The organism is Rhizobium sp. BK176, assembly GCF_024808055.1.
In genome coordinates this window covers 26,749-51,425 of sequence record NZ_JANUBV010000004.1, presented here as the reverse complement: position 1 = coordinate 51,425, position 24,677 = coordinate 26,749, and the positions used below count along the sequence as shown (strand labels likewise).

Below are 24,677 nucleotides of genomic sequence, written 5' to 3'. Positions count from 1 at the left end.
GTCGTCCCCTCTCACGTGTAGTGGATGCGCTTCTCGATGAAGCGGAACTGAATGATGGTGAGGACGAAGACAACGATCATCAGGATCACCGACTGCGCCGAGGAGCTGCCGATGTCATTGCCGCGGAAGCCATCCATGTAGACCTTGTAGACAAGGGTGATCGGATTGTTGGCCGGCTTGTCCTTCACCATCACGTCGATGACGCCGAAGGTGTCGAACAGCGCGTAGGTGATGTTGATGATCAGCAGGAAGAAGGCCGTCGGCGCCAGCAGCGGCAGCGTCACCGTCCAGAAGCGACGGAAGCCGGAGCGGCAGTCGATGGTGGCGGCTTCGCGCACGGAAACCGGCACGCCCTGAAGACCCGACAGAAAGAAGATGAAGTTATAGGGGATCTGCTTCCAGACCGCGACGACAATCAGCGCAAAGGCGGTGTCGTAGTAGTTCAGACCAACCTGCATGTCCCAGCCGAACCATGCCGCCAGTTTGACGAAGGGGCCGATGTGCAGGTCGAAGAACATCATGCCGATGAGGCCCGCAACCGGCGGGGCGATCGCATAGACCGAGATCAGCAGCGTCTTGTAGGCGGAGCTGCCGCGAATGACGGCATCAGCCTTGACCGCCAGCAGCAGACCGAGCGCCAGCGAGAAGAAGGTCACCAGCGCTGTGAAGACGACCGTAAACTTGGCGATGCTCAGATACTCGGGGCTGAAGATGGCGTCCGTATAGTTGGCGAAGCCGACGAAGGTCGAGCCGAAGCCGAAGGGGTCCTCGATGTAGAAGGACGACTGCACCGCCTGTACCGACGGCCAGTAGAAGAAAATGAAGATCACCGCGAGCTGCGGCGCCAGAAACAGATAGGGGATGAGCGATGGCGAGAACTGGACGCGCTTGGCGCCTGCCGGCTCGGCAGCGGCTGCCGGTTTCCTGGCGCCTGCCGCAAAGCCCGGTATGAACCGGCCGAGGCGAGGTTGAGAAGGTGTATAGGCCACGCGCGGTCCTCTATCGCTGATAGGACCTCCCTTCCGGAGAAGGGAGGTCCATGTTGACTGTCATGGTCGACGTGGCTTGGATCAGCCAGCGGTCTTGGCGAAGCGGGCGAGAAGTTCGTTGCCTTCCTTCTCGATGGTGTCGAACGCGTCCTTGACTGTGGTTTCACCAGCGAAGATGCGGTTGTATTCGCGCTCCATGATCGAGCGGATCTGCGGGTAGAAGCCGAGGCGATAGCCCTTCGACCATTCGCCGCCTTCCAGCTTCAGCTGCTTGATACCGACTTCGGCGACAGGCTCCTTCTCGTAGTAGCCTTCCTTCTTGGCGAGATCGTAGGCTGCTTCGGTGATGGCGACATAACCGGTTGCCTGGTGGTAGAACTTCTGGATCTCAGGCGAGGTCAGGAACTGGAAGAAGTCGGCAACGCACTTGTTTTCGGCTTCCGGCTTGCCGGCCATCGCGAAAAGGGCAGCACCACCAATGAAGGTGTTCTTGCCGGCGCCGCTGATCGAGTTCCAATAAGGCAGGAAGGTTGCCGAGAAGGGCATGGTTGCCGTCTTCTTCAGACCGCCGAAGGAGCCCGAGGAACCGATCCACAGAGCGACCTTGCCTTCTTCGAAGGGCTTCTGGTTGTCGTTCCAGCCGGCGCCGTAATAGGCGAAGTAGCCTTCATCCTTCCAGGCCTTGAGCTTTTCGAACATCATGATGAGGTTCGGGTCGGTGACCTTGAGCTTCGTGTCGACGATGCTGTCGTAGCCGTTGTTGTTGGTGGCGAACTGGATGTTGTTGCGCGAGAAGAAGTTCTCGGTGAACTCCCAGGTCAGCTGCGTCTGGACGAGCGGGATGTAGCCGGCATCCTTGAGCTTCGGCGCGATCGCCTCGAACTCTTCCCAGGTCTTCGGGGCTTCGACGCCGGCCTTCTTCAGCGCTTCCGGGTTCGTATACATGATCGGAGCGGACGAGTTGAACGGCATGCCGACGAACTTGCCGTCAGCAGCAGCGTAGAGGTAGCGAACGCCCGGAATGAAGGCGTTGCGGTCGAACTTGTAGCCAGCGTTGTTGATCAGGTCTTCAGCCGGGATGACAGCGCCCTTGGCGTTGATAATGGTCGCGGCACCCGCATCGAATACCTGCAGGATGTTCGGCTGTTCGCCCGAGCGGAAAGCGGCGATGCCGGCTGCCAGCGCTTCTTCATACGATCCCTTGGAGACCGGCGTGATCGCGCAGCTCGTCTGCGATGCGTTGAACTTCTGTGCGACTTCGTTGATGACTTCGCCGTTGCGGCCGCCCATGCCGTGCCACCAAGTGATATTGGTCGCGGCAAAAGACGACGAGGCCGAGAAGCTCACGGCCACGGCCGCCATCGTAAATTTCTTGAACATGACTAATCCCTCTCCACCAGTTGTTGGGGTGAGGAGTGCAATAGAGGCGTTCCATGACGCCTCCTTGATGATTTGATGACGGGACTGTTACAGTCGGCTCTTTTTGCACGCGAGTGCAAAGAGGTCAGAAGGCGTTCGGAAAATGACGCGGCAGCCGGCCGGGCAGGATGGCCACAATATCGTAACGCTGCGAAAGCAAAGCATAATCGCGTTGGCGCTGAAGCCATAGATCACTGGCCGCTCTGATCCGTTTTTGCGCCGTTGGCGACACGGCGTCGATGGCGATCATCTCCTCGCGCCGCGCCTTCACTTCAACAAAAATCGCCAGATTGCGCTTGCGTGCAATGATGTCGATCTCGCCGAGCTTGGTGCGATAACGCATGGCGACGATGCGATATCCCTTCAACATGAGATAGAGAGCAGCGAAATACTCGGAGACATGGCCCCGGCGGAGCGCCCTTCGGCGGTCGGCAGCAGGAGGAGTCCTATCGCCCATCGCCGCCCTTCATGTCGAGGAGCCGCTGATAGAGTTCCTTCTTGGAGACGCCGGTCAGCTTTGACGCTTCCGCGGCAGCCTTGGAGGTTGGCAAGGTTTTGGCCAAGTCCGCCAAGATCGCATCGACATCGGCTGCTTCGACCGCCCGCTCGGGAGGCGGTCCGATGACCAGCACGATCTCGCCCTTGACGTTATCGACATCGGCGTAATGCGCCGCGAGCTCGGCCAGCGTCCCACGGCGAAACTCTTCATAGGTCTTCGTCAATTCGCGACAGACGGATGCCGCGCGATCGCCGCCGAGCACATCGGCGGCAGCGGTCAACGTAGCAGCAATGCGATGCGGCGATTCAAAGAACATCAGCGTTGCGGGAACTGCCTCGAACTCCGCCAGCCGATCACGGCGGGCCTTGTCCTTGGTCGGCAGAAACCCGGCGAACAGAAAGGCCTCGTTCGGCAGGCCGGAACCGACCAGAGCCGCAAGCGGCGCGGAGGCGCCGGGAATCGGCACGACGCGATAGCCCGCCTCGATGGCGTTCTGTGCGAGGCGATAGCCGGGATCGGAGACCAGCGGCGTTCCGGCGTCCGAGACGAGAGCCACAGACTTTCCGGCCTCCAGCGCCTGCAAAAGCCGCGGCCCAGCCTCGTCGGCATTGTGTTCGTGATACGCATAGGGGCGGTTCTGAATGCCAAACCGGTCAAGCAAGACGCGGGTGACGCGCGTGTCTTCGCAGGCCAGGACGTCGGCGCCGGCAAGCGTTTCCAAGGCACGCAGCGTGATGTCGCCTAGATTACCGATCGGCGTCGCGACGAGATAGAGCGCCGGCTCCAATGGTCGTGCCGGAACGGACATATTGTGCAGGCGGAAGCTGCGTTGCCTGCCGCCATCGGCCATCACATCGTCATTGCTCAAGGTATCGATACTCATCTCTCGTTTCCGCTGTTATGGGCGAGACCCCGCCTTTCGGCAAGGCCGCAGCAATTTCTGTGTGCATTGCACCGGAAAACGGCAATTGCACTGGCGCGGCCATTTGCGCCTCTTGCAATCGGTCTCAAAATCCTGCCATTTTGCCTATCCACTCTACGGTCCCTTTTGGGCAAAGGCATTCCTTGCGGCGCGCAGCATGCGCGCCCAAGCAGTAACGGTCGAAAGCGGTAGCATCCCATGCGTATTACAATTGAGCGGTCCAACCTTTTGAAGTCGCTGAACCACGTGCATCGCGTGGTCGAACGCCGGAACACGATCCCGATCCTGTCCAACATCCTGCTGCGCGCCGATGGTCAGAACCTCGACATGAAGGCGACCGACCTCGATCTAGAGGTGACCGAGGCGACGCCTGCGAACGTCGAACAGGCCGGCGCCACTACCGTTCCTGCCCATCTTCTCTACGACATCGTGCGCAAGCTGCCTGACGGTTCCGAAGTCCTGCTGGCGACGAGCACAGACGGCGGCTCGATGACTGTCGCGTCCGGTCGCTCCAAGTTCTCGCTTCAGTGCCTGCCGCAGTCCGACTTCCCGGATCTCACCGCGGGCACCTTCAGCCACACCTTCAAGCTGAAGGCGACGGACCTCAAGATGTTGATTGATCGTACCCAGTTCGCGATCTCGACTGAGGAAACGCGCTATTACCTGAACGGCATCTTCTTCCACACCATCGAAAGCCAGGGCGATCTGAAGCTGCGCGCCGTCGCAACCGACGGCCATCGCCTCGCCCGCGCCGACGTCGATGCGCCATCGGGCTCCGAAGGCATGCCGGGCATCATCATTCCGCGCAAGACCGTCGGCGAACTGCAGAAGCTCGTCGATGTTCCGGATGCGATGGTGACCGTCGAAGTGTCGGACGCCAAGATCCGCCTCAGCATCGGCCCGATCGTCATGACCTCGAAGCTGATCGACGGCACATTCCCCGATTACCAGCGCGTTATCCCGGCCAACAACGACAAGGAAATGCGTGTCGACTGCACGACGTTCGCGCAGGCCGTGGACCGCGTCTCGACGATCTCCTCCGAGCGTGGCCGCGCCGTCAAGCTCGCTCTCTCGGACGGCCAGTTGCTGCTCACCGTCAACAATCCGGATTCGGGCAGCGCGACGGAAGAAGTCGCCGTTGGCTATGACACGGACGCGATGGAAATCGGCTTCAACGCCAAATACCTGCTTGATATCACTGCACAGCTTTCCGGCGACGAAGCGATCTTCCTGCTCGCCGATGCGGGATCGCCGACGCTCATTCGCGACACCGCAGGCGACGACGCCCTTTACGTGCTGATGCCGATGCGCGTCTAGACGGGCGTCGCATTTGCCGTGCAAACTTTGCCAATTGCGACGTCAGGCCTTGTTTTTCGCTGAGACTGACTGCAATTAGAAAGCGGGCTGTTTTGTTGCATAACCAGGAGGACGGGCATGGCGTTGCGCCTAAAGGAACGGCTGGGCAAGAAGTTTGACGAAGAGATCCGCTTCTTCAAAGGAATGATGCAGGGGCCGAAAACCGTCGGTTCGATTGTTCCCACCTCCTCCATTACAGCCCGTAAGATGGCAAGCGTCATCAACCCTCACTCGGGACTGCCGGTCCTTGAGCTCGGACCCGGCACCGGGGCGATCACCAAAGCCATTCTTGGTCGCGGCGTGAAGCCAGGAAATCTGGTCGCCGTCGAATATTCGACCGACTTCTACGAACATCTCGTCCGGCTCTATCCGGGCGTGAATTTCATCAATGGCGACGCGTTCAATCTCGACAAGACGCTCGGCGCCATGAAGGATCAAACGTTCGATTCCGTCGTTTCCGCCGTGCCGCTGCTGAACTTTCCGATGCAGGCGCGCATCGCACTTCTCGAGAGCCTGCTCGACCGTCTGCCAGCCGGTCGCCCGGTCGTGCAGATTTCCTACGGCCCTGTATCGCCGATCATCGCGCGGCCGGATCGCTACCATATCCAGCACTTCGACTTCATCGTCCGCAACATTCCACCTGCGCAGCTCTGGATCTACCGGCGCGGCTGAACCGGTGTTCGGCCTCTACATCACGCATCCACAGGTGAAGATCGACCCCGATGTCCCTGTACCGAAATGGCGGCTGTCGGAGATCGGGGCTGCGCGCGCTGGCAAGGCAGCTGAAAGCGGTTGGGCAAGGCAGTTGCGGCGGGTCGTTTCCAGCGACGAGACGAAAGCGATCGAAACTGCCGAAATCCTTGCGTCCGCAGCCGGACTGACCGTCGAAATCGTCCCGGGCATGCATGAGAACGATCGCACGGCAACCGGTTTCCTGTCGCCGCCGGAGTTCGAAAAGGCAGCCGACTGGTTCTTTGCGCACCCCGAGGAGAGCTTCCGCGGTTGGGAGCGAGCAATCGATGCACAACGGCGTATCGTTTCGGCGGTTACCGATGTCCTCGCATCGCATGATTCCGTCCTGCCCATCGCGTTTGTCGGGCACGGCGGCGTCGGCACGCTGCTGAAATGCCACCTTCAGGGCCGGGCGATCCGGCGCGACGGCGATCAGCCTGGCGGTGGCGGCAATCTCTATTGTTTCAGCCTTGCAGATCAGCGCCTATCGTGCGACTGGACGCCTATCGAAGAGTGGCAGGGATGGATGTGAGATGGACGCACGCGAGCGCCTGATCGTCGGGCTGGATGTTCCAACGCTTGGCGAAGCCGAAAGGATCGTCAACACACTCGGCGACGACGTGGTTTTCTACAAGATCGGCTATCAACTGGCCTTTGCCGGCGGCTTGGAATTTGCGCGCGACCTTGCCAAGAGCGGCAAGAAGGTCTTCCTCGACATGAAGCTGCTCGATATCGACAATACGGTCGCGTCGGGCGTCGAGAACATCGTCAAGATGGGCATGTCGATGCTGACGCTGCACGCCTATCCGAAGGCGATGAAGGCTGCGGTCGAGGCGGCGAAGGGCTCCGATCTCTGCCTCCTCGGTGTCACCGTGCTGACATCGATGGACGAGCAGGACCTGATCGCCGCAGGCTACGAGTATGATCCGCATACGCTCGTGCTGCGCCGCGCCGAACAGGCGCATCTCGCCGGCATGGGCGGCATCGTCTGCTCCGCGGAAGAATCTGCGGCCGTGCGCAAGATCATCGGCCCCGATATGGCGCTCGTCACGCCGGGCATCCGCCCTGCCGGCGCCGACAAGGGCGACCAGAAACGTGTGATGACACCGGCCGATGCGCTGAAGGCCGGCTCCAGCCATCTGGTCGTTGCCCGCCCGATCGTCAAAGCCGCCGATCCTCGCGAAGCCGCGCGGGCGATCCTCGCCGAAATGGCAACCGTCCTACAATAACCAAGCATGCCAGGGAGCACTCAGATGGCAAAAGCATACTGGATCGCACGCGTCGATGTTCGCGACCTCGAGCGTTACAAGGACTACGTCGCAGCCGGAAAGCTGGCATTCGACAAGTACGGCGCCAACTTCCTCGCCCGTGGCGGCGCGATCACCGAGCTTGAAGGCAAGTCCCGCGCACGCAACGTGGTCATCGAATTTCCCTCGATGCAGCATGCCGTCGATTGCTACAATTCACCGGAATACCAGATCGCCGCGAAAATCCGCCAGGAAATCGCCGATGCCGAGATGGTCGTCGTCGAAGGCATCTGAGACGAGTTCTCAGCGGTGAGAACTGCGGCGCGATGGCCCTTTTCGTCACGCCGTGATTGGTCTAAGACGAAACCACATCGACCACACAACTGAGCCTTTCGAGGAGCCTGCCATGACCCTTGCCAACCTGCCGCCACTCGTCACCGTGTTCGGAGGGTCCGGCTTCATCGGCAGGCATATCGTTCGCGAGCTCGCAAAGCGCGGCTACCGCATCCGTGTTGCCGTCCGCCGTCCCGATCTCGCCGGCTTCCTGCAGCCACTCGGCAATGTCGGCCAGATTTCCTTTGTCCAGGCGAACCTGCGCTACCGCAACTCGGTCGATCGTGCGGTCGACGGCGCTGACTATGTGGTGAACTGCGTCGGCATCCTCCACGAAGCCGGCCGCAATACCTTCGAGGCGGTCCAGGAATTTGGCGCCCGTGCCGTCGCCGAAGCCGCGCGCGGCGTCGGTGCCAAGCTGATCCATATCTCCGCGATCGGCGCACATGCCCATTCCGACTCCGGATATGCCCGCACGAAGGGTCGCGCCGAGGCGGCGATCCACGCGATAAAGCCGGACGCCATCATCTATCGTCCGTCGGTGGTCTTCGGCCCCGAGGACAGCTTCTTCAATAAGTTCGCCGACATGGCGCGCATGTCGCCGATGCTGCCGCTGATCGGCGGCGGCAAGACGAAATTCCAGCCGGTCTACGTCGTCGACGTCGCCGAAGCGGTCGCGAAGGCTGTCGAGGGCAAGGTTGCCGCTGGCGAAACCTTCGAGCTCGGCGGCCCCGAAGTACTGACCTTCCGCGAATGTCTTGAAATCATGCTGAAGACAACCTCGCGCAAGAACCGCCTCGTGTCGCTTCCGTTCGGCATCGCCTCGATGATCGGCAGCATTGCCTCGCTCGTTCCGTTCATCACCCCGCCGATCACGGCGGACCAGGTGCGCCTCCTGAGGAAGAACAACGTCGTCTCGAAGGAAGCAGAAGCTGAAGGCCGTACGCTGAAGGGCATCGGCGTCACGCCAACTCTGGTGAACTCGGTTATCGGGTCGTACCTCGTGCAGTATCGTCCACACGGCCAATACACCGGCTCGGGCAAGGCCGCCTAAAGCCGCTGTCCACTTCTATCTAGGTGTGCCGCTCGCGGGATCGCGGGCGGCATTTTTCTTGGAAGAGTTTTCCGGAATCGCGCAAGTTGTGGATGCTTTTTTCTCTGTGCCGGCAAGGCACTCGTTGCATAAAAGCCGCACCAAAAAATTAGCGGAATTAACACCAAATTTAGCAGGAACATTTATTGCTATTTGTCATTCCACTGACTACACACCCCGCGCGTCTCCCAATGGACTCAGCGCCTTGACGGCGCGCTAACGACTTTGAAAGGCTTTCTTCGATGGGTAGGTCAATCGCGCTTCTGTTTGCGTGCGCGGCGCTGGTTATTCTGGCAGGCTCCTTCATTGCACCCGGCTCGGTTGCAGCGGTGAAGGGTGAGTGCTCGCCAGCTTATGGCATCGATCCCTGCGAGACCGGCTCCATCAGCCGATAACGAAAAACCGGCGCTCTACGCCGGTTTTTTTGTGCCGTCAGACATCTGAAGTGTTTGTCACTTCGTCGGGCAATCCGCATTTGCGCGATCAGTGCGCAAATGCGGCAGTCAAAAGCTATCTCAGGCGATCGCCCCAGTCGCGGCCATGCCAAGCAGAATGGCGCCCAGAATGATGCGGTAGATGGCAAACATCGTAAAACGGTTGCTGCGGATATAGGAGAGCAGCCACTTCACAGCCACGAACGCGACAATCGTCGAGACGACGAAGGCGATACCGAGGCTCGTCCAGTTCTCATTTGCGGCGCCGCCATCCTTGAACGTCTTCAACAGTTCGTAGGCGCTGGCAGCATACATGGTCGGGATGCCGACCAGAAAGGCGAATTCGGTCGCCGCAGCGCGGTTGCCAGTGCCGGCCAGCATAGCGACGAAGATCGTGGCACCCGAGCGGGAAGTTCCCGGGAAAACGCCTGCGACGACCTGGGCAATGCCGACCAGGATGGCAACAAGCCAGGTGATTTCCTTGTGCGGGGGCCTACGCGCGGCGGCCCACTCGGCAAAGATCATCCAGACGCCGCCGATGATCAGCGCCCAGGCGATCGGTGTTGCGTTCTCCGGCAACTCGAAGCCGAGCTTCTTGACGATCAGCCCGAGGACGGCCGTGATCAGAAATGCGACAATCAGCTTGGCGGCATAGGCGCGGTTTCTCGGATCACGCCATCCGAGAACGAGATCCACGAGGCGCCGCCAGTAGATAATGGTGACGGCGAGGATGGCACCAGCCTGAATGACAATGTTGAACATGTCCGAGCGGTGGCCGAGCCATTGTTCCGCAATGATAAGGTGGCCAGTGCTCGAAATCGGCAGAAACTCGGTAATTCCCTCTATTATGCCTAGAATTATAGAGTTCACATATTCCATACATTCTCTCCGTGGAAATTTGGTCGGGCTGCGCGGGGGTTATGGCGGCCGTAAGTGACGAAGGCAGGGCGGGAAGGCAAAAATCGGTCTTTGGCGCGTACACGTCCTTTGTCCAGGCGGTCGGCTGTCCGACTCGCTTGTATTGGAAGGACCAAACTCCTATAGCTTCAACGAATAAGTCATGACTAGGGCGCTATGATCATCGCGCTCCCGCAACGCACCCACAGCCATCAAAAATCCGAGAATCGATGCCCACGCTCTATCATCACCCCATGTCATCCGCATCACGCTTCGTTCGGCTGATCCTGACGGAGTACGGCTATCAGGCGGATCTGATCGAAGAACAGACATGGGAGAAGCGGCGGGATTTCCTCGCGCTGAACCCGGCCGGAACCTTGCCGGTGTATGTCGATGACAGCATGCGGGCGCTCTGCGGCGCCACAGTCATCTCGGAGTATCTCGACGAGACGCATGGCGTGCTCAAGCGGGATCGCCGGCTACTCGCAGAAGATCCGTTCCAGCGCGCCGAAATCCGCCGGCTGGCGGAGTGGTTCATGCAGAAGATGGAAACCGACGTCACCAGGCCGCTTGCCCGCGAGCGGGTCTACAAGCTGCAGATGACGGCGGACCAGGGAGGCGGTGCGCCTGACTCGAAGATCCTTCGCACGGCACGGGCAAACATCCGCCAGCATATGAAGTACCTCACATGGCTCGCAGGCTCGCGCCAGTGGCTGGCTGGCGACCGCATGAGCTATGCCGACCTGGCTGCCGCCTCCGCCGTTTCCATTCTCGACTACCTCGGCGAGATCGACTGGTCGGAAGCGCCTGTTGTCAAGGAGTGGTATCAGCGCCTGAAGTCGCGTCCATCCTTCCGGCCCCTGCTCACCGAACGCGTACGGGGCCTGACACCGGTGTCCCACTACGCCGATCTGGATTTCTGACGAGGGCCTTCGATGGCCACAGAAAACAAGGAACAGAAACGCCGCGACACCCTCACCGCCTTCGTTCGCTCGGAGGCGAACGCTCTCGGATTCGATCTCTGTCGCATCACCCGAGCCGATGCAATCCCCGAGGCCAAGGAGCGGCTTGGCGAATTCATCGACGCCGGGCGGCACGGCACGATGGAGTGGATGGCGGAAACTCGCGACAGGCGCGGCGATCCGCGCACGCTCTGGAGCGATGTCCGGTCAATCGTCGTCTTCGGCCTCAATTACGGACCGGATGAAGATCCCCGCGAAATTCTGACGAAACCCGACAAGGCCGCGATCTCGGTCTATGCGCGCAATCGCGACTATCACAACGTCATCAAGGGACGGCTGAAGGAGATTGCGACGCGTTTTGCGGCGCGTGCGGGGGCGGACGTGAAGGTCTTCGTCGATACCGCGCCTGTGATGGAGAAGCCGCTTGCGGCTGCGGCCGGCCTTGGCTGGCAGGGCAAGCACACGAACCTCGTCAGCCGTGAACTCGGCTCGTGGCTCTTTCTCGGCTCGATGTTCACAACCGCGGATCTGAATATAGATGCCGCTGAAGTCGACCACTGCGGCTCCTGTCGTGCCTGTCTCGACATCTGCCCGACCAATGCATTCCCGGCACCCTATCAAATCGACGCGCGACGCTGCATTTCGTACCTGACCATCGAGCACAAGGGACCGATCGATCCCGCCCTGCGTCCGTTGATCGGCAATCGGATCTACGGCTGCGATGATTGCCTTGCCGTCTGCCCATGGAACAAGTTTGCCCATGAGGCGTCCGAAATGAAGCTGCAGCCCCGAGAGGACCTGAAGGAACCGACGATCGAGTTCCTGCTCAACCTCGACGACGCCGCCTTTCGCGCATTCTTCAGCGGCTCGCCGGTCAAGCGGATCGGCCGCGACCGCTTCATCCGCAATGTGCTCATCGCTGCCGGCAATTCGGGCGACCGCCGCTTTGTCGAGCGATGTCGGGCGCTGTCGCTGGACCCCTCGCCCGTCGTACGTGGTATGGCGGTCTGGGCGCTTTCACGCCTTTTCGAGGCTGGTGAATTCGCAGCCTTTGCGGCACAAAGGCCAGATGAATCGGACAGCGATGTCAGGGACGAATGGCGGCTAGCGGGAGCTGTATGATGGATGTGATGATTTTCGGCTGCGGTTTTTCCGGTAAGGCAATCGCCGAGGCTTTCATAGCTGATGGGGCGCGCGTAACCGGGACGACACGGACGGACGAAAAGGCTGCCGCTTTGCGTGGCCTCGGGATCAACGCGTTCCTTTTCGACGGCGAGACTCTGGGACATGATCTGAGCGTCGCGATGCGCGATACGACGCATCTCGTTCAATCCATTGCTCCACGGGAAAGCGGCGATCCGCTGATCGGGCTCGCAGGTGAGCGATTGCGGGAGATGATGCCGAAGCTCCAGTGGATCGGCTATCTCTCGACGGTCGGCGTCTACGGCGATCACAAGGGCAACTGGGTCACTGAAGACACGCCCTGCACGCCGGTTTCCGGCCGCTCAAAGGAGCGGCTGGAAGCGGAAGACGGCTGGATGGCCATCGGCGCAAAGAACAATATTCCGGCGGCGGTTCTCCGCCTTTCCGGCATCTACGGACCCGGCCGCAATGCGTTTTGCAATCTGGAGCGCGGCACGGCAAGGCGGCTGATCAAGAAAGACCAGGTCTTCAACCGCATCCGCGTCGAGGACATTGGATCTGCGACGCGGTTCCTTGCCGAGCGCGGACTTGGCGGCATCTACAATGTCACCGACGATCTGCCCGGCCCGCCTCAGGATGTCATTGTCGAGGCCGCTCGCCTTCTGGGCGTCGAGCCCCCGCCGGAGCAGCCGTTTGAGACTGCCGAACTCACGCCGATGGCGCGGTCCTTCTACGGCGAGAACAAGCGGGTATCCAACGCCAAGCTGAAAGCGGCAGGCTTTACCTTCACGTTCCCGACCTATCCGACCTCCCTCGCGCAGCTGAAGCAAAGCAACAGCTGGCGAGGATAGGCAGCCTCAAGCCGACACGCCGAGAGCCGGTTCGGTCTTTGCTCTTGCGAGCGGCGGAAACGCCAGGGCAATCGCAGCCGCCCCAAGCCCAACCAGGGCGGATCCGATGAAGAGCCACGAGTAGTTGTGGAACGTGTCGAAGATCCAGCCACCGATCAGTGGGCCGAAGGCCATGCCGAGGCTGGAGAGCATAGTGGCGGCGCCGAAAACGGTGCCGATGATACGCGGTCCGAAATATTCCCGCGCCAGCACCGCATAGAGCGGCATCACGCCGCCATAGGCACTACCGAAGATGATCGCCAGAGCATAGAATTCACCGAGCCTGCTGACGAAAAGGTAGGTTGCCAGCGCGATCGCCTGGACAAGCAGGCCGGCCACAAGCACCGGCTTCACGCCGATCCTGTCGGCAAGCCCGCCATAGAGAAGCCGTCCGCCCAGCCCCGCGAGCCCCTCGACGCTGTAGATGCTGACAGCGGCCATCGGCGCAATGCCACAGATCGTGGCGTAACTGACCATGTGGAAGATCGGCCCTGAATGCGCGGCACAGCAGGCAGCGAATGTCAGCCCGAGCACGATGAATTGCGGCGAGCGGAACACTCGGGAAAGCGACGGCTGCTCGCCACTCGCCACATCGGCGGCCGCAGCGTCCCCCGTTTCCGCGGGCGGACGGCGAACGAGCAAGGCTGCCGGTATCAGTAGCACCCAGGCGGTGATGCCGATCAGCAGCATCGCAGTTCGCCAATCATAGGCGGAGATCAGCCAGCGCGCGAACGGTGAGATAGTCATGGGCGCAACGCCCATGCCAGCCGACACCAGCGAAACGGCAAGGCCACGGTTCTCCTCGAACCAACCCGTCGTCGTCGCGATCATCGGCGCAAAGAAGGTGCTGGCGGCCAGCCCGACCAGAATGCCGTAGGTCAGTTGGAATTGCAGAAGGGACTCGGCTCGACTTGCAAGCACAAGCGCCAGGCCGAGGCCTCCGGCCCCGATCAGAACGACGACGCGGGGCCCGTAGCGATCGCTTGCGGTGCCCCAGAAGAAGCCACCGATCCCCATGACAATGAAATTGAGCGTCATTGCGCTCGCGATGCCAGCATGTGACCAGCCGGTGTCTATGGCGATCGGCTCCTGGAAAATCGCTAGGGAGAACATCGCGCCGAGCGCGACGCACGTCATCAAAGCCCCAGCAGCAACAATGATCCAACGATAGGGTATGCTCATAACTTCGCAGCCTCCCTGCCCAAGTTGACGAGGCGTGCACTACTTGCGCGCCTGCAAGCTAAAGACGTTCGGGCGTCCGCATTTTCGACAACGTCGTCGTATTTTGAGCGACACCTCGCCAACTCCCAGCCAACTTGATAGCACGAGTTGGCAAGCCGGCGGGAGCGGACCTCAGATTTTTACGTCCATGGGTTGTGCAACCGCTCGCAGACAGCTCGCCAAAAGAGGTAGGAAATTCCTACCTTTCCGGTGCGCACGCACAATTCTGCGCCGCTTTATGGTTAACGGCCCCTAAATTTGCTCAAATGGGGCAGCAATTATGGCAATTGCGCAAAATTATTTTCGTAAATTTTGTGATCTCGGGTTGCGTGGATCATGTCTTGTAAAAAACGTTCGAATTTTACTTGATTTCATTATCTTTTTTTCCATCTCCTTGTTTTTAACGGCGTTACCTGTCGTGCATCTATCCATCACAGATATTACACTCTGTAACATTCCGTGATAATTGGGGGCACTTTTTCGCCACACTTGGCCGGATTCAACCCCTTCACCGCCCACAAGGCGTGAGTTCAACAGTTGAGGGACAATCCGTTTTGAAGAAAATCTGCCGTTCTGTTATCGCCGCAGCAACAATTGCAGCTTGCTCTACCATCCTTCCCGTCGAAGGATTTGCTGCAAATGGTTGCGGTGGCGCTTCCTGGTACGCACTTCGCTCCAAAACCGCCTCCGGGGAACGTATGAACCCGACCATCAATACTGCAGCACATCGTTCATTGGCATTTGGCACGAAGCTGAAAGTTACCAACCGCAACAACGGCCGCAGCGTCGTCGTTCGCGTCAACGATCGTGGTCCGTTCATTCGCGGCCGCGTCCTCGATCTCTCCCGCGCTGCCGCCCAGAACATTGGCATGGTCAGCAGTGGCACGGCAAAGGTCTGCTACGAAGTCATAGGCTAAGCGTTCGCCCGTATACGAACGGGTCGCTTGCTCTTGCCGCCAATCGCGTCTACGACGCGGTTTAGACTTGTGTACTATCCGCTGCGTCTGTCGCGCTTCCTGCGGATTGTTCACAAGCCCGGTATTTTGATCCAGGCGATAGGAGCTGTTTGAATGCGATTGGGCGGGCGGCTCGAAGGGGCGATTTCGGTTCTTGCAGATATCGATGCCCGCAGACGGCCTGTAGCCGATGCATTGAAGGACTGGGGCCTCGCTCATCGGTTTGCCGGCTCCGGCGACCGCGCCGCGATCGGCAACATCGTCTACGATGCGCTCCGCATGCGCCTGTCCCACGCCTGGCTGATGGACGACGACAGTGCTTCCTCCATCGCTTACGCCGTGATGTTCCGCCAGTGGGGTTTCACGCCGGACACGCTTGCTGCGGAACTTGCGGACGACAAGTTCGCACCTGCCCCCCTTTCGGAAGCTCAACTGTCCGCATTCAATAGCCGGCGCCTGACCGACGCTCCGGCTCATATCCAGGGTGATATCCCTGAGTGGGTCCAATCCTCCTTTGAAAATGCCTTCGGCGACAGCTGGCTTGCCGAGGCACAGGCCCTTGCGGGACGTCCTACACTTGATCTGCGCGCGAACATCCTCAAGGCGACCCGCGACAAGACGGTCAAAGCGCTTGAGAGGGCCGGCGCACAAGAGGCAAAAATCGCGCGCTACGGGATCCGGATTCCCGCCGGCGAAGGAGCCTCAAGACTTCCAAACGTGACAGCTGAGCTTTCGTTCCAAAAAGGTTGGTTCGAAGTTCAGGACGAAGGATCGCAGATCGTTGCCGATCTCGTGCTTCCCAAGGACGGCGAACAGGTGCTTGACTATTGCGCAGGCGGCGGCGGCAAGACGCTCGCCATGTCGGCGGCGATGCACAACAAGGGCCAGGTTCATGCCTACGACGCCGACCGCAAGCGGCTCGCCCCGATCATCGAACGGCTGAAGCGTGCGGGCACCCGCAATGTCCAGGTCCATGATGACGCCAAGGCCCTGAAGAGCCTTAGCGATCGCTGCGACAAGGTGCTCGTCGATGCGCCGTGCACGGGAACCGGGACTTGGCGGCGGCGGCCCGACACCAAATGGCGATTGACCGCCAAGAACCTCGACGAGCGCACGGCCCAGCAGCAGGATGCCCTCAAGCAGGCGAGCGCCTTTGTCCGCCCCGGTGGCGAGTTGATCTATGTCACCTGCTCGGTTCTGCCGCAGGAAAACGAAGAGCAGGTCCGACGCTTCACCGCCGAGAACGGCGACTACGAGATCGTCAGCGCCCTGCCCGCCTGGGACGGACTGTTCGGAAAGGACAGCCCGCGCCCACGCTCGTCCGACGGCAAGACCATCACGCTGACGCCCGCTTCCACCGATACGGACGGGTTCTTCTTCTGCCGCATGAAGCGGAACGGCTGAACAGCCGGTCTTCGCGCCCGCAACCGCGGCGAATACACTTAAAACCATTCCAAACTAGAGTGTTTGACACCAGTTTGCTTTTGCGCAAAGAGATTTGCGTCGGACTTCGCGCTGAACGTCCGCACAGGAGAGGATCATGAAACTCAACAAGAATTTCTGCGCAGCCGTGGCGCTGGCGGTGGCCCCAACCGCTCTGCTTGCCATTCCCGCCTACGCGGCTCCGGATGCTGCTGCAGTTGTAAAGCACTACGCTGACGTTGCGCATGCCAAATACGAAGATTCGCTGACGACGGCCAAGGCCCTTGACGCGGCAATCGACGCCCTGCTCAAGGACCCGACCGACAAGACATTGAAGGCTGCCCGCGCCGCGTGGATCAAGGCACGCATCCCTTACCAGCAGACGGAAGTCTATCGCTTCGGCAACCCGATCGTTGACGACTGGGAAGGTAAGGTCAACGCTTGGCCGCTCGACGAAGGCCTGATCGATTACGTCGATGCGTCGTACGGAACCGAGAGCGACGAGAATTCGCTCTACGTTGCCAATGTCATCGCCAACAAGACGATCAAGATCGACGGCAAGGATGTGGACGCGTCGAAGCTGACGCCCGAATTCCTCTCCGGCACGCTGGCCGAAGCCGGCGGCGTCGAAGCCAATGTCGCCACCGGCTACCATGCCATCGAGTTCCTGCTCTGGGGCCAGGACCTGAACGGCACCGGTCCCGGAGCTGGCAACCGCCCTGCCACTGACTACGACCTGAAGAATTGCACGCACGGCAATTGCGATCGCCGTGCCGAATATCTGAAGTCCGCCTCGACGCTGCTGGTCTCCGACCTTCAGGAGATGACCAACAACTGGACTGCGGATGGTGAAGCCACCAAGCATGTCGAAGCCGATCCGAAAGCTGGTCTCGTTGCCATCCTGACGGGTATGGGCTCGCTCTCCTACGGAGAACTGGCTGGCGAGCGCATGAAGCTCGGCCTGCTGCTGCACGATCCGGAAGAAGAGCATGATTGCTTCTCCGACAACACCTTCAACTCGCACCTCAACGACGCGATCGGCATCGCCGCTGCCTACACGGGCGACTACACCCGCGTTGACGGCACGAAGATGAAGGGACCGTCGCTGCACGATCTCGTCGCCGCCAAGGACGAGAAACTCGACAAGGAAATGCAGGCCAAACTGAAGAAGACGCTCGATGCGATGCAGGTCATGGCGAAGCGCGGTCTGAACGTCGAGAAGTACGACCAGATGATCGGCGAAGGCAACAAGAAGGGCAACGCTGTCGTTCAGGCTGCCATCGACGGTCTCGTCGACCAGACCAAGACGGTGCAGCGCGTTATTGCCGCACTCGATCTCGGCACGGTGAAGCTTGAAGGTTCCGACAGCTTGGATAATCCTGGCGCGGTCTTCCAATAAGTGAAAAGGCGGGCCGCTTCGTTCGACGCAGCGGCCCGAACTCTCGAATGCCTCCCAGATCGGCTCGTCGTCTTCTGAGTTGCGCAGCATTTTGCGCCGCGATTGCCGGATTTTCCGTTGCGCTGGCATCCGGGTTCGATCTTCCGACGAAACGAGGCGACCTTTCCGAAGCGGATATGAAACGCGTCGCCGCGGTGACCCGGCCGACCACGGATTTTTCCAAGGCCGAGCAATACGAGGCGATGCAGGCGGGCGGCGCCACGTCCATCGATCCGGCCACCGAGGATTCCTTTTCGCATATTTCCGCGACCATCCCCTTCGAGGAAGAGCAGCCGTTCCGACTGGGAAACGCCCTCTTCAAGAAGCTCTGGGTTTCCGCTCCTTCCTCGACACAGGCCTCGGATGGCCTTGGGCCGCTCTTCAATGCCCGCTCCTGCATGAGCTGTCACGTAAACGACGGCCGTGGCAAGCCGCCGGAAGGCGGCGTCAGCGCCACCTCGATGTTCCTGCGCCTGTCGCGTCCCGCAGCCACGCCTGACGAACAGCGGGCAATTGCCAACGCCGAGATCGTCAACTTCCCTGATCCCGTTTACGGCCACCAGCTGCAGGATCTTGCGGTTCCGGGTCTGCCCTCCGAGGGCAAGATGGCGATCCGCTACTCCGAGGTAACGGTCACACTTGCTGGCGGAGAGACGGCTTCGCTCCGCCGCCCGAGCTACGAGGTGACCAACCCAGGCTATGGCCCACTCGACCCGGCGACGACGATCTCGCCGCGCGTTGCGCCCGCGATGATCGGGCTCGGCCTGATCGAAGCCATCCCCGAGGCGGATATCCTGGCCCATGCCGATCCGGACGATACGAACGGCGATGGCATTCACGGCAAGGCGGCTGTTGTGCGCGACCATCGCACAGGCAAGATCGCGCTCGGCCGCTTCGGTTGGAAGGCGCAGAACGCAAGTGTGCGCGATCAGAGCGCGGATGCCTTCTCCAATGACATCGGCATTTCGACGCCGGACCAGCCTGACTCGCATGGCGATTGCACCGTAGCCGAGGCCAAGTGCAGGGAGATGCCGACCGGCGTGCAGAAACGGCTTGGCAAGGAGGAGGCCCCCGGCCCGATCCTCGACCTCGTGACCTTCTACTCTGCCAACTTGGCCGTCCCTGCCCGGCGAAAGGCGAGCTTCCCGGCTACCCTGCAGGGCAAGAAGATCTTCTACCAAAGCGGCTGCATTTCCTGCCACGTGCCGAAGTTCGTCACCCGCCGGGACAGCGCCGACAAGGCCCAATCCTTCCAGCTGATCTGGCCCTATTCCGACTTCCTGCTGCACGATATGGGCGAAGGTCTCGCGGACGGACAACAAGTCGGGAGCGCCAACGGTCGTGAATGGCGCACGCCGCCACTATGGGGTATAGGTCTGACCCAGACTGTCAGCGGGCACAGCTTTTTCCTCCACGACGGCCGCGCCAGAAATCTCACCGAAGCGATTCTCTGGCATGGCGGCGAGGCTCAAAAAGCGCGTGACGCTTTCGCATCCCTGCCGAAGGATGATCGGCAGGCACTGATTACATTCCTGGAGTCCCTTTGATGCGCCTTTGGCAACCTCTTCTTCTCTCCTTGGCCCTTGCTACTTCTGCCTCCGCACAGACCCCCGCACCGCAAGCCGGCCTGAACGAGGAAGCGGTATCCACGGTGATGCAGCGGGCAGTTGACGAGGTGATCCGCCCCGGCTATCGCAATGCCCAGCAATCGGCCGCACGCCTGACGACGGCGATGAAGGACCTCTGCGAAGACGCGACGCAGCAGAAGCTCGACAAGGCGAAGTCGGCTTTCGACGACACGATCCGCTATTGGTCGGTCATCGAGATCGTCCAGACAGGACCTGTCATTCAGGACAATCTCTTCGAGCACATCCTGTTTTATCCCGATCGCAAAGGGGTCGGCCTGAAGCAGGTTCAGGCGCTGATCGCCAAAGCCGATCCGAAGGACACCACGGTCGATGCGATCGCCGGCAAGAGTGTTGCGCTGCAAGGGCTCACTGCGCTTGAATACGTGCTCTACGGCACCGGCGCCGAAGACCTGACGACACAGAAAAATAGTTTCCGATGCCTCTATGGCGCAGCCGTCGCCGGCAACATTCAGCGCGAGGCCGGCGAGGTTGTCGCCGCCTGGGAAAAGCCCGACGGCGTGCAGGCGAGCTGGAAGCATCCCGGCCCGCAAAGCGCGGACTTCATGGATAACAAGGAAGCAGTGACGGCGCTGCTCGGTATTCTCGTCCACGGCGCCGAAACGGTTCGCGATCAGCGTCTCGAGCAGTTCTACAAGGGCAAGGACAGCACGCCGCGCCCGCGCATGGCGATCTATTGGCGTTCCAAGAACACTTGGAAGTCGATGGCAGCCAATCTCGACGGACTGCGCACGCTCTGGCAGAAGGCCGGCATGGTAGAGCTTCTTCCCGCCGACAAGAAACCAATTGCCGACGCGATCGATGCCAGCTTCAAGTCGCTGCTGGAAACCGTACCAAAGCTCAACCCCGATATCGAAGTCGCGACAAGCGATGCCGAGAAAGCAAAGCTGGATGCCCTTCTGGTCAGCACGCGTGAGCTGATTACCAAGATAAGCGACGACTACGGAGCGGCGATCGGCCTATCGGCTGGCTTCTCCTTCTCCGACGGCGACTGAACATGTGGAACAGCTCTGCGATTGATCGGCGCAGTTTCGTCAAGGCTGCCGGACTAACGTTCCTGGCGGCACTGCAGCCGCGCGCGCTGATGGCACTGGAGCGTGCAGATGCTGTTTATGCATCCGGTTTGCGGACGGCCGACGGATCCTATGCCATAGCCACGGTCTCGGAACGCGGTGAAATTATCGACCAGGTTGCGCTTCCCGCGCGGGCGCATGGCATGGCCTTCAGCCGGGCGACCGGAAAGACCGTCGCCTTTGCGCGTCGCCCCGGCACCTATGCGATGATCTTCGACCCGCGCGGCAAGAACGAGCCAATCACCATTGCCGCCGCCGAGGGACGCCATTTCTATGGTCATGGCGCCTTTTCACCAGATGGTCGGCTCCTTTATGCCAGCGAGAATGCCTTCGACGCCAATCGCGGCGTGATCGGCCTTTACGACGCGACCGGTCGTTTCGATCGTATCGATGAATTCGAGACCTACGGTGTCGGTCCGCATGACATGACGGTGTCCGACGACGGGCGCATGCTGAACATTGCCAATGGCGGGATTGAAACGCATCCGGATTTCGGCCGCACCAAGCTCAATCTTTTCAATATGCAGCCTTCGCTGACGCTGATCGATGCAGCGACGGGATCGCTGATCGAAAAGCGCTCTCTGCCGTCGCAATGGGCACAACTCTCCACGCGTCACGTCGATGTCGACGATAGCGGCCGCATCTGGTTTGCGTGCCAGTACGAGGGTCACCGCAACGACCTGCCGCCGCTCGTCGGTTCCTTTGCAAAGGGAGAAGACCTGCGCTTCGTCGATCTGCCGGACGAAACCACGCGCCGCCTCGCCAACTATGTCGGCGCTATCGCCATCAACCGGGCAGATGGGCTCGTCGGCATCACCTCGCCCAAGGGCGGTGCATCCGTGACGATCGATGCGAAGAGCGGCCGCGTGCTGCGTGAAGCGGTCGTGCCTGACGCGGCTGGGATTGCAGCGGCCAAGACCGGCTTTGCCGTGTCATCCTATGATGGCGGGTTTTTATCAACGCGGAGCGATGTGGCCTGGGACCAGCATATCGTGCGTATTGCGGCCGTCTGAATTGTGCGCAAAAGATCGCTAGCGATCGGGTTGGAGGGTGCGCTCGCCCTATCTAGCGCGGATGAGCAGAGCCCTGACCTACGTCGTCTTCATCGCCATCGCGCTCGGCGGGGGCCTGACTGTCGGCGTCAACAATTTGCCCGGTGAATGGTATCAATCCCTCGCCAAGCCGCCGTTCAATCCACCTGATTGGATATTCGCCCCTGTGTGGCTCACCCTCTACGTTTTGATTGGTATTGCCGGTGCGCGGACATGGTTGCGCGGCCATCTCTCCGTCGGCATGCTGATCTGGGCCTGGCAGATGGTACTGAACTTTCTGTGGTCGCCGTTCTTTTTCGGCATGCGGATGCTCTCCGCCTCCCTGGTCGTCATCGTGCTGTTGCTGGGGCTAGTGATCGCCTTTGTCGTCAACCGCTGGAACGCCGACCGGGCAGCCGCGCTGCTTTTCATGCCTTATGCCATCTGGGTCGGTTTCGCGACGCTTCTCAACGCCTCGATCGTCTATCTGAACTGAAGCAGCGGCAGCGGGATCGTCGGTCGCGAGCCACGGAGGCTTCCGCCCGAAGGCAGAAAAAGAGAGCTCGTTTGCCGGATTCTAATCGGCTTTGGCGACCCAGTCGTGCCAGTCCGCTTCGCTGCCGTGGAAGACATTCAGGTCGATCCGGCCGTCAACGCCGTGCGAGATGCCGGAGCCTGAATACTGCCAGAACACCCAGCGGCGTCCGGGATAGACCTTGGAAGGGTGCGCCGCGACCGAACGCAGCCAGAAGGGATAGTTCAGGAAGGCTCCCTTCAGGTTGTCGCGATAGAAGTCCGGCGCGGTGTAGATGATCGGCCGCTGCCCGTAGTGCTGCTCCAGCTTGTCCATGAAGACCTGCATCTTCTCGCGAACCTTCTCGGGCGACACTCGCCGCTTGCAGCTCGACTCGCCGTTCCATTCGACGTCGATGACCGGTGGCAAGGCCCCGGCTTCGCGGGGAACGTTGCGGATGAACCAGTCAGCCTGTTCGCCCGCCGTGCGGCACCAGTAGAAGAAGTGATAGGCCCCGCGTTTGATCCCGGCCTGTTTGGCGTCGCGCCAGTTCTTCCGGAACATCGGATCGAGGTGATCGCCACCGTCGGTCGCCTTGATGTAAACGAAGTTCGCGCCCTGCGTTCTCAGCTTCTGCCAGTCGATATCGCCCTGCCAGCGCGAAACGTCGACACCATGGACGGCAAGCTTTCTGGGCGACGAGGAGCCGAAATTGATCGGTTTGACGTCGCGGAAACGATGGTTGTAGATCCGCGAGCGTGTCCGCGGCGCGTCGTCGATTTCGGGGGCCGTCGGCGTTAGCACGGCTGGCTGGACTGTTGCAACCGGCCTTTCCGAAGGCATGGGGGCGGCGGACACGCCTGCCTGCGGTTCGAAGGCTCGTGGCTGAGGAACCGGGCCGGCCCAGGCCAATTCTTCCTGTCTTGGCGCCGTTGCCGCAGGCGTTTCTGCAACATCCGCCGATGGCACCGGGCTTGCCGGCACAGGCGCGCTTGGGCGTGCAACCGAGCTGGTCGTCTCGCGGGACGGCACGCTCGCGACAAGGTCCGGCCCCAAGCTGGATGTGCAGCCGGACAGAGCAAGAGAAGCAAGAAAGAACGCTGGCGCAGCCGATAGACGCATTGAGAACCCGCACGCAAAACAATTGTCGATGGCAGGGAGCCGCCACCGGGGAACCATTGAAAGGCAATGGCTAATGGAAAATTACCAAAAAAGACTGAATCCAATCTTTACGCGCGGCACGGGACGCTTCGTCAGTCAGACAACATCCAGCGCGCAGAAACCTTCTGCCAACTGATTTCCGGGAACCGCTTGTCTGACGCGACGCACCATGCCACTTTCGCGCCGGCAAAAAAGGCAAAGCGATGACTGACAACGGCGACTTCCACGAGCGGATCCGAAGAAACTTTGCGCGCCAGGCGGCGCTGCAGACCATTGGCGCCGAGTTGACCCGCGTCGAGCGGGCAACGGTGGAAATCGAGCTGCCATTCGACGTCAAGCTCACCCAGCAGCACGGTATTTTGCATGCAGGCGTGATTTCCGCGGCGCTCGATTCCGCTTGTGGTTTTGCCGCTTATAGCGTCATTGACGCCGAAGCATCCATTCTGACGATCGAATTCAAGGTCAATCTGCTGTCGCCGGGCCGGGGCGAGCGTTTTCTGTTTCGCGGCGAGATCACCAAGCCGGGATCGAACATCATCGTCGCGGACGGGCGCGGCTACGCGATTGGCGACGGGCCGGCAAAGCTGATTGCTTCCATGACAAGCACCATGATGATCATCCGTGGCAGAGAGGGCATTTCGGGATGAAGTTTGAGCTGAAATCGGTCGCCGGCAAATCCATTCTGTTCGTGATGGCGGCGGAGGCCGAATACGGTCCGTTCCTGCGCTCCCGCTTCGAGCCGCTGATGACCGGGGTCGGCCCCGTCGAGGCGGCTGTCGCCCTCACGCGGACACTGACGGAATTGGATAACGCGGACGACCTGCCACAACTCGTCGTCTCGCTCGGATCGGCGGGCTCGTCCAAGCTTGAGCAGACCGAAGTCTACCAGGTCACGTCAGTCTCCTATCGCGACATGGACGCCTCGCCACTTGGTTTCGAAAAGGGGCGCACGCCTTTTCTCGATCTGCCCGCCGTCGTCGAATTGCCGCTGAGGATTCCGGGCATTGCCGAAGCAAGCCTCTCGACCGGTGGCAACGTCGTGTCCGGGCAGGCCTACAGCGGCATCGCCGCCGACATGGTCGATATGGAGACCTTCGCAATCCTGCGTGCCTGCCAGGCCTATGGCCTGCCGCTGATCGGCCTGCGCGGGATTTCAGACGGTGTGGAGGAACTGCAGCACATTTCCGGTTGGACAGAATACCTGCATGTCGTCGATCGCAAGCTGTCTTATGCCGTCGACAGTCTGTTTACGGCGCTGGAGGACGGGGTATTCTGGTTCTAACCCCTGCTAAACAGGGA

26 protein-coding genes are annotated in these 24,677 nt (G+C 60.6%); 19 read left to right on the top strand and 7 right to left on the bottom strand.

Features of this window, described 5'->3' with window-relative positions; genetic code table 11:
* Positions 1–11: 11 nt before the first annotated feature.
* From FHT76_RS15650 to rsmI, 4 genes are all read right to left on the bottom strand, one after another.
* Positions 12–989 (bottom strand): ABC transporter permease subunit, encoded by a 978-nt coding sequence (locus FHT76_RS15650; RefSeq protein WP_183860634.1) that lies wholly within the window; start codon positions 987–989, stop codon positions 12–14.
* 81 nt (positions 990–1,070) lie between these two features.
* Positions 1,071–2,369: an extracellular solute-binding protein gene (locus FHT76_RS15645; RefSeq protein WP_183860636.1), complete on the bottom strand. Its 1,299-nt coding sequence runs from the start codon at positions 2,367–2,369 to the stop codon at positions 1,071–1,073.
* A 124-nt stretch (positions 2,370–2,493) separates the two neighbouring features.
* The gene (locus FHT76_RS15640; protein WP_183860638.1) at positions 2,494–2,865 is read right to left on the bottom strand and encodes a YraN family protein; all 372 of its coding nucleotides are present in this window, start codon (positions 2,863–2,865) and stop codon (positions 2,494–2,496) included.
* Positions 2,855–3,757 (bottom strand): 16S rRNA (cytidine(1402)-2'-O)-methyltransferase, encoded by a 903-nt coding sequence (gene rsmI / locus FHT76_RS15635; RefSeq protein WP_183860774.1) that lies wholly within the window; start codon positions 3,755–3,757, stop codon positions 2,855–2,857. Before rsmI ends, FHT76_RS15640 begins: the two co-directional genes overlap by 11 nt.
* Positions 3,758–4,027: 270 nt before the next feature.
* Between rsmI and dnaN the strand changes: the two genes are divergently transcribed.
* The 7 genes from dnaN to FHT76_RS15600 all read left to right on the top strand — a co-directional run bounded on the left by dnaN (position 4,028) and on the right by FHT76_RS15600 (position 8,985).
* Positions 4,028–5,146, top strand: coding sequence for a DNA polymerase III subunit beta (gene dnaN, locus FHT76_RS15630; protein ID WP_016552426.1), 1,119 nt, complete (start codon positions 4,028–4,030; stop codon positions 5,144–5,146).
* Positions 5,147–5,263: 117 nt separating this feature from the next.
* The gene (gene pmtA, locus FHT76_RS15625) at positions 5,264–5,857 is read left to right on the top strand and encodes a phospholipid N-methyltransferase PmtA (RefSeq protein WP_183753374.1); all 594 of its coding nucleotides are present in this window, start codon (positions 5,264–5,266) and stop codon (positions 5,855–5,857) included.
* A gap of 4 nt (positions 5,858–5,861) precedes the next feature.
* Positions 5,862–6,449, top strand: coding sequence for a histidine phosphatase family protein (locus FHT76_RS15620; protein ID WP_183860640.1), 588 nt, complete (start codon positions 5,862–5,864; stop codon positions 6,447–6,449).
* A 1-nt stretch (position 6,450) separates the two neighbouring features.
* The gene (pyrF, locus tag FHT76_RS15615) at positions 6,451–7,146 is read left to right on the top strand and encodes an orotidine-5'-phosphate decarboxylase (RefSeq protein ID WP_183753378.1); all 696 of its coding nucleotides are present in this window, start codon (positions 6,451–6,453) and stop codon (positions 7,144–7,146) included.
* A 24-nt stretch (positions 7,147–7,170) separates the two neighbouring features.
* Positions 7,171–7,458: a DUF1330 domain-containing protein gene (locus FHT76_RS15610; RefSeq protein WP_016552422.1), complete on the top strand. Its 288-nt coding sequence runs from the start codon at positions 7,171–7,173 to the stop codon at positions 7,456–7,458.
* 112 nt (positions 7,459–7,570) lie between these two features.
* Positions 7,571–8,551: a complex I NDUFA9 subunit family protein gene (locus tag FHT76_RS15605; RefSeq protein WP_183753380.1), complete on the top strand. Its 981-nt coding sequence runs from the start codon at positions 7,571–7,573 to the stop codon at positions 8,549–8,551.
* A 281-nt stretch (positions 8,552–8,832) separates the two neighbouring features.
* Positions 8,833–8,985, top strand: a complete 153-nt coding sequence (locus FHT76_RS15600) for a hypothetical protein (RefSeq protein WP_016552420.1) — start codon at positions 8,833–8,835, stop codon at positions 8,983–8,985.
* A gap of 120 nt (positions 8,986–9,105) precedes the next feature.
* On the opposite strand, the gene FHT76_RS15595 is transcribed toward FHT76_RS15600, so the two are convergent.
* Positions 9,106–9,903: an undecaprenyl-diphosphate phosphatase gene (locus tag FHT76_RS15595; protein ID WP_183753382.1), complete on the bottom strand. Its 798-nt coding sequence runs from the start codon at positions 9,901–9,903 to the stop codon at positions 9,106–9,108.
* Positions 9,904–10,151: 248 nt separating this feature from the next.
* Between FHT76_RS15595 and FHT76_RS15590 the strand changes: the two genes are divergently transcribed.
* The 3 genes from FHT76_RS15590 to FHT76_RS15580 are packed head-to-tail and all read left to right on the top strand — an operon-like array spanning position 10,152 to position 12,877.
* The gene (locus FHT76_RS15590) at positions 10,152–10,844 is read left to right on the top strand and encodes a glutathione S-transferase family protein (protein ID WP_016552418.1); all 693 of its coding nucleotides are present in this window, start codon (positions 10,152–10,154) and stop codon (positions 10,842–10,844) included.
* A gap of 12 nt (positions 10,845–10,856) precedes the next feature.
* Positions 10,857–12,005 carry a tRNA epoxyqueuosine(34) reductase QueG gene (gene queG / locus FHT76_RS15585; RefSeq protein ID WP_259185678.1) on the top strand — a complete coding sequence of 383 codons (1,149 nt, stop codon included), beginning with the start codon at positions 10,857–10,859 and terminating at the stop codon, positions 12,003–12,005.
* A complete protein-coding gene (locus tag FHT76_RS15580; protein ID WP_183753386.1) occupies positions 12,005–12,877 on the top strand; it encodes an SDR family oxidoreductase in 873 nt (290 codons plus the stop codon). Before queG ends, FHT76_RS15580 begins: the two co-directional genes overlap by 1 nt.
* Positions 12,878–12,883: 6 nt before the next feature.
* Here the strand turns inward: FHT76_RS15580 and FHT76_RS15575 are convergent, their stop codons facing one another.
* Positions 12,884–14,098 (bottom strand): MFS transporter, encoded by a 1,215-nt coding sequence (locus FHT76_RS15575; RefSeq protein WP_183860646.1) that lies wholly within the window; start codon positions 14,096–14,098, stop codon positions 12,884–12,886.
* Between the two features lie 593 nt (positions 14,099–14,691).
* Here FHT76_RS15575 and FHT76_RS15570 point away from each other — a divergent pair.
* From FHT76_RS15570 to FHT76_RS15540, 7 genes are all read left to right on the top strand, one after another.
* The gene (locus FHT76_RS15570) at positions 14,692–15,054 is read left to right on the top strand and encodes a septal ring lytic transglycosylase RlpA family protein (RefSeq protein ID WP_183860648.1); all 363 of its coding nucleotides are present in this window, start codon (positions 14,692–14,694) and stop codon (positions 15,052–15,054) included.
* A gap of 153 nt (positions 15,055–15,207) precedes the next feature.
* Positions 15,208–16,497, top strand: coding sequence for an RsmB/NOP family class I SAM-dependent RNA methyltransferase (locus FHT76_RS15565; protein ID WP_183860650.1), 1,290 nt, complete (start codon positions 15,208–15,210; stop codon positions 16,495–16,497).
* Positions 16,498–16,633: 136 nt separating this feature from the next.
* Positions 16,634–17,914 (top strand): imelysin family protein, encoded by a 1,281-nt coding sequence (locus tag FHT76_RS15560; RefSeq protein ID WP_183860652.1) that lies wholly within the window; start codon positions 16,634–16,636, stop codon positions 17,912–17,914.
* Between the two features lie 47 nt (positions 17,915–17,961).
* Entirely contained in the window at positions 17,962–19,500 is a 1,539-nt protein-coding gene (locus FHT76_RS15555; RefSeq protein ID WP_183860654.1) for a di-heme oxidoredictase family protein, read from the top strand.
* Positions 19,500–20,594 carry an imelysin family protein gene (locus FHT76_RS15550; RefSeq protein WP_183860656.1) on the top strand — a complete coding sequence of 365 codons (1,095 nt, stop codon included), beginning with the start codon at positions 19,500–19,502 and terminating at the stop codon, positions 20,592–20,594. Before FHT76_RS15555 ends, FHT76_RS15550 begins: the two co-directional genes overlap by 1 nt.
* A 2-nt stretch (positions 20,595–20,596) precedes the next feature.
* Complete coding sequence (locus FHT76_RS15545; protein WP_259185677.1) at positions 20,597–21,685, top strand: DUF1513 domain-containing protein; 1,089 nt, start codon at positions 20,597–20,599, stop codon at positions 21,683–21,685.
* Positions 21,686–21,746: 61 nt separating this feature from the next.
* Positions 21,747–22,199, top strand: coding sequence for a TspO/MBR family protein (locus tag FHT76_RS15540; protein WP_183753400.1), 453 nt, complete (start codon positions 21,747–21,749; stop codon positions 22,197–22,199).
* Between the two features lie 81 nt (positions 22,200–22,280).
* Here FHT76_RS15540 and FHT76_RS15535 read toward each other — a convergent pair whose 3' ends face one another.
* Positions 22,281–23,339 (bottom strand): GH25 family lysozyme, encoded by a 1,059-nt coding sequence (locus FHT76_RS15535; protein WP_183753402.1) that lies wholly within the window; start codon positions 23,337–23,339, stop codon positions 22,281–22,283.
* A gap of 242 nt (positions 23,340–23,581) precedes the next feature.
* On the opposite strand from FHT76_RS15535, the gene FHT76_RS15530 reads away from it, so the two are divergent.
* Positions 23,582–24,025, top strand: coding sequence for a PaaI family thioesterase (locus FHT76_RS15530; protein WP_183753404.1), 444 nt, complete (start codon positions 23,582–23,584; stop codon positions 24,023–24,025).
* The gene (locus FHT76_RS15525) at positions 24,022–24,660 is read left to right on the top strand and encodes a 5'-methylthioadenosine/S-adenosylhomocysteine nucleosidase (protein ID WP_016552405.1); all 639 of its coding nucleotides are present in this window, start codon (positions 24,022–24,024) and stop codon (positions 24,658–24,660) included. The genes FHT76_RS15530 and FHT76_RS15525 overlap by 4 nt, the downstream gene beginning before the upstream one ends.
* Positions 24,661–24,677: the final 17 nt, after the last annotated feature.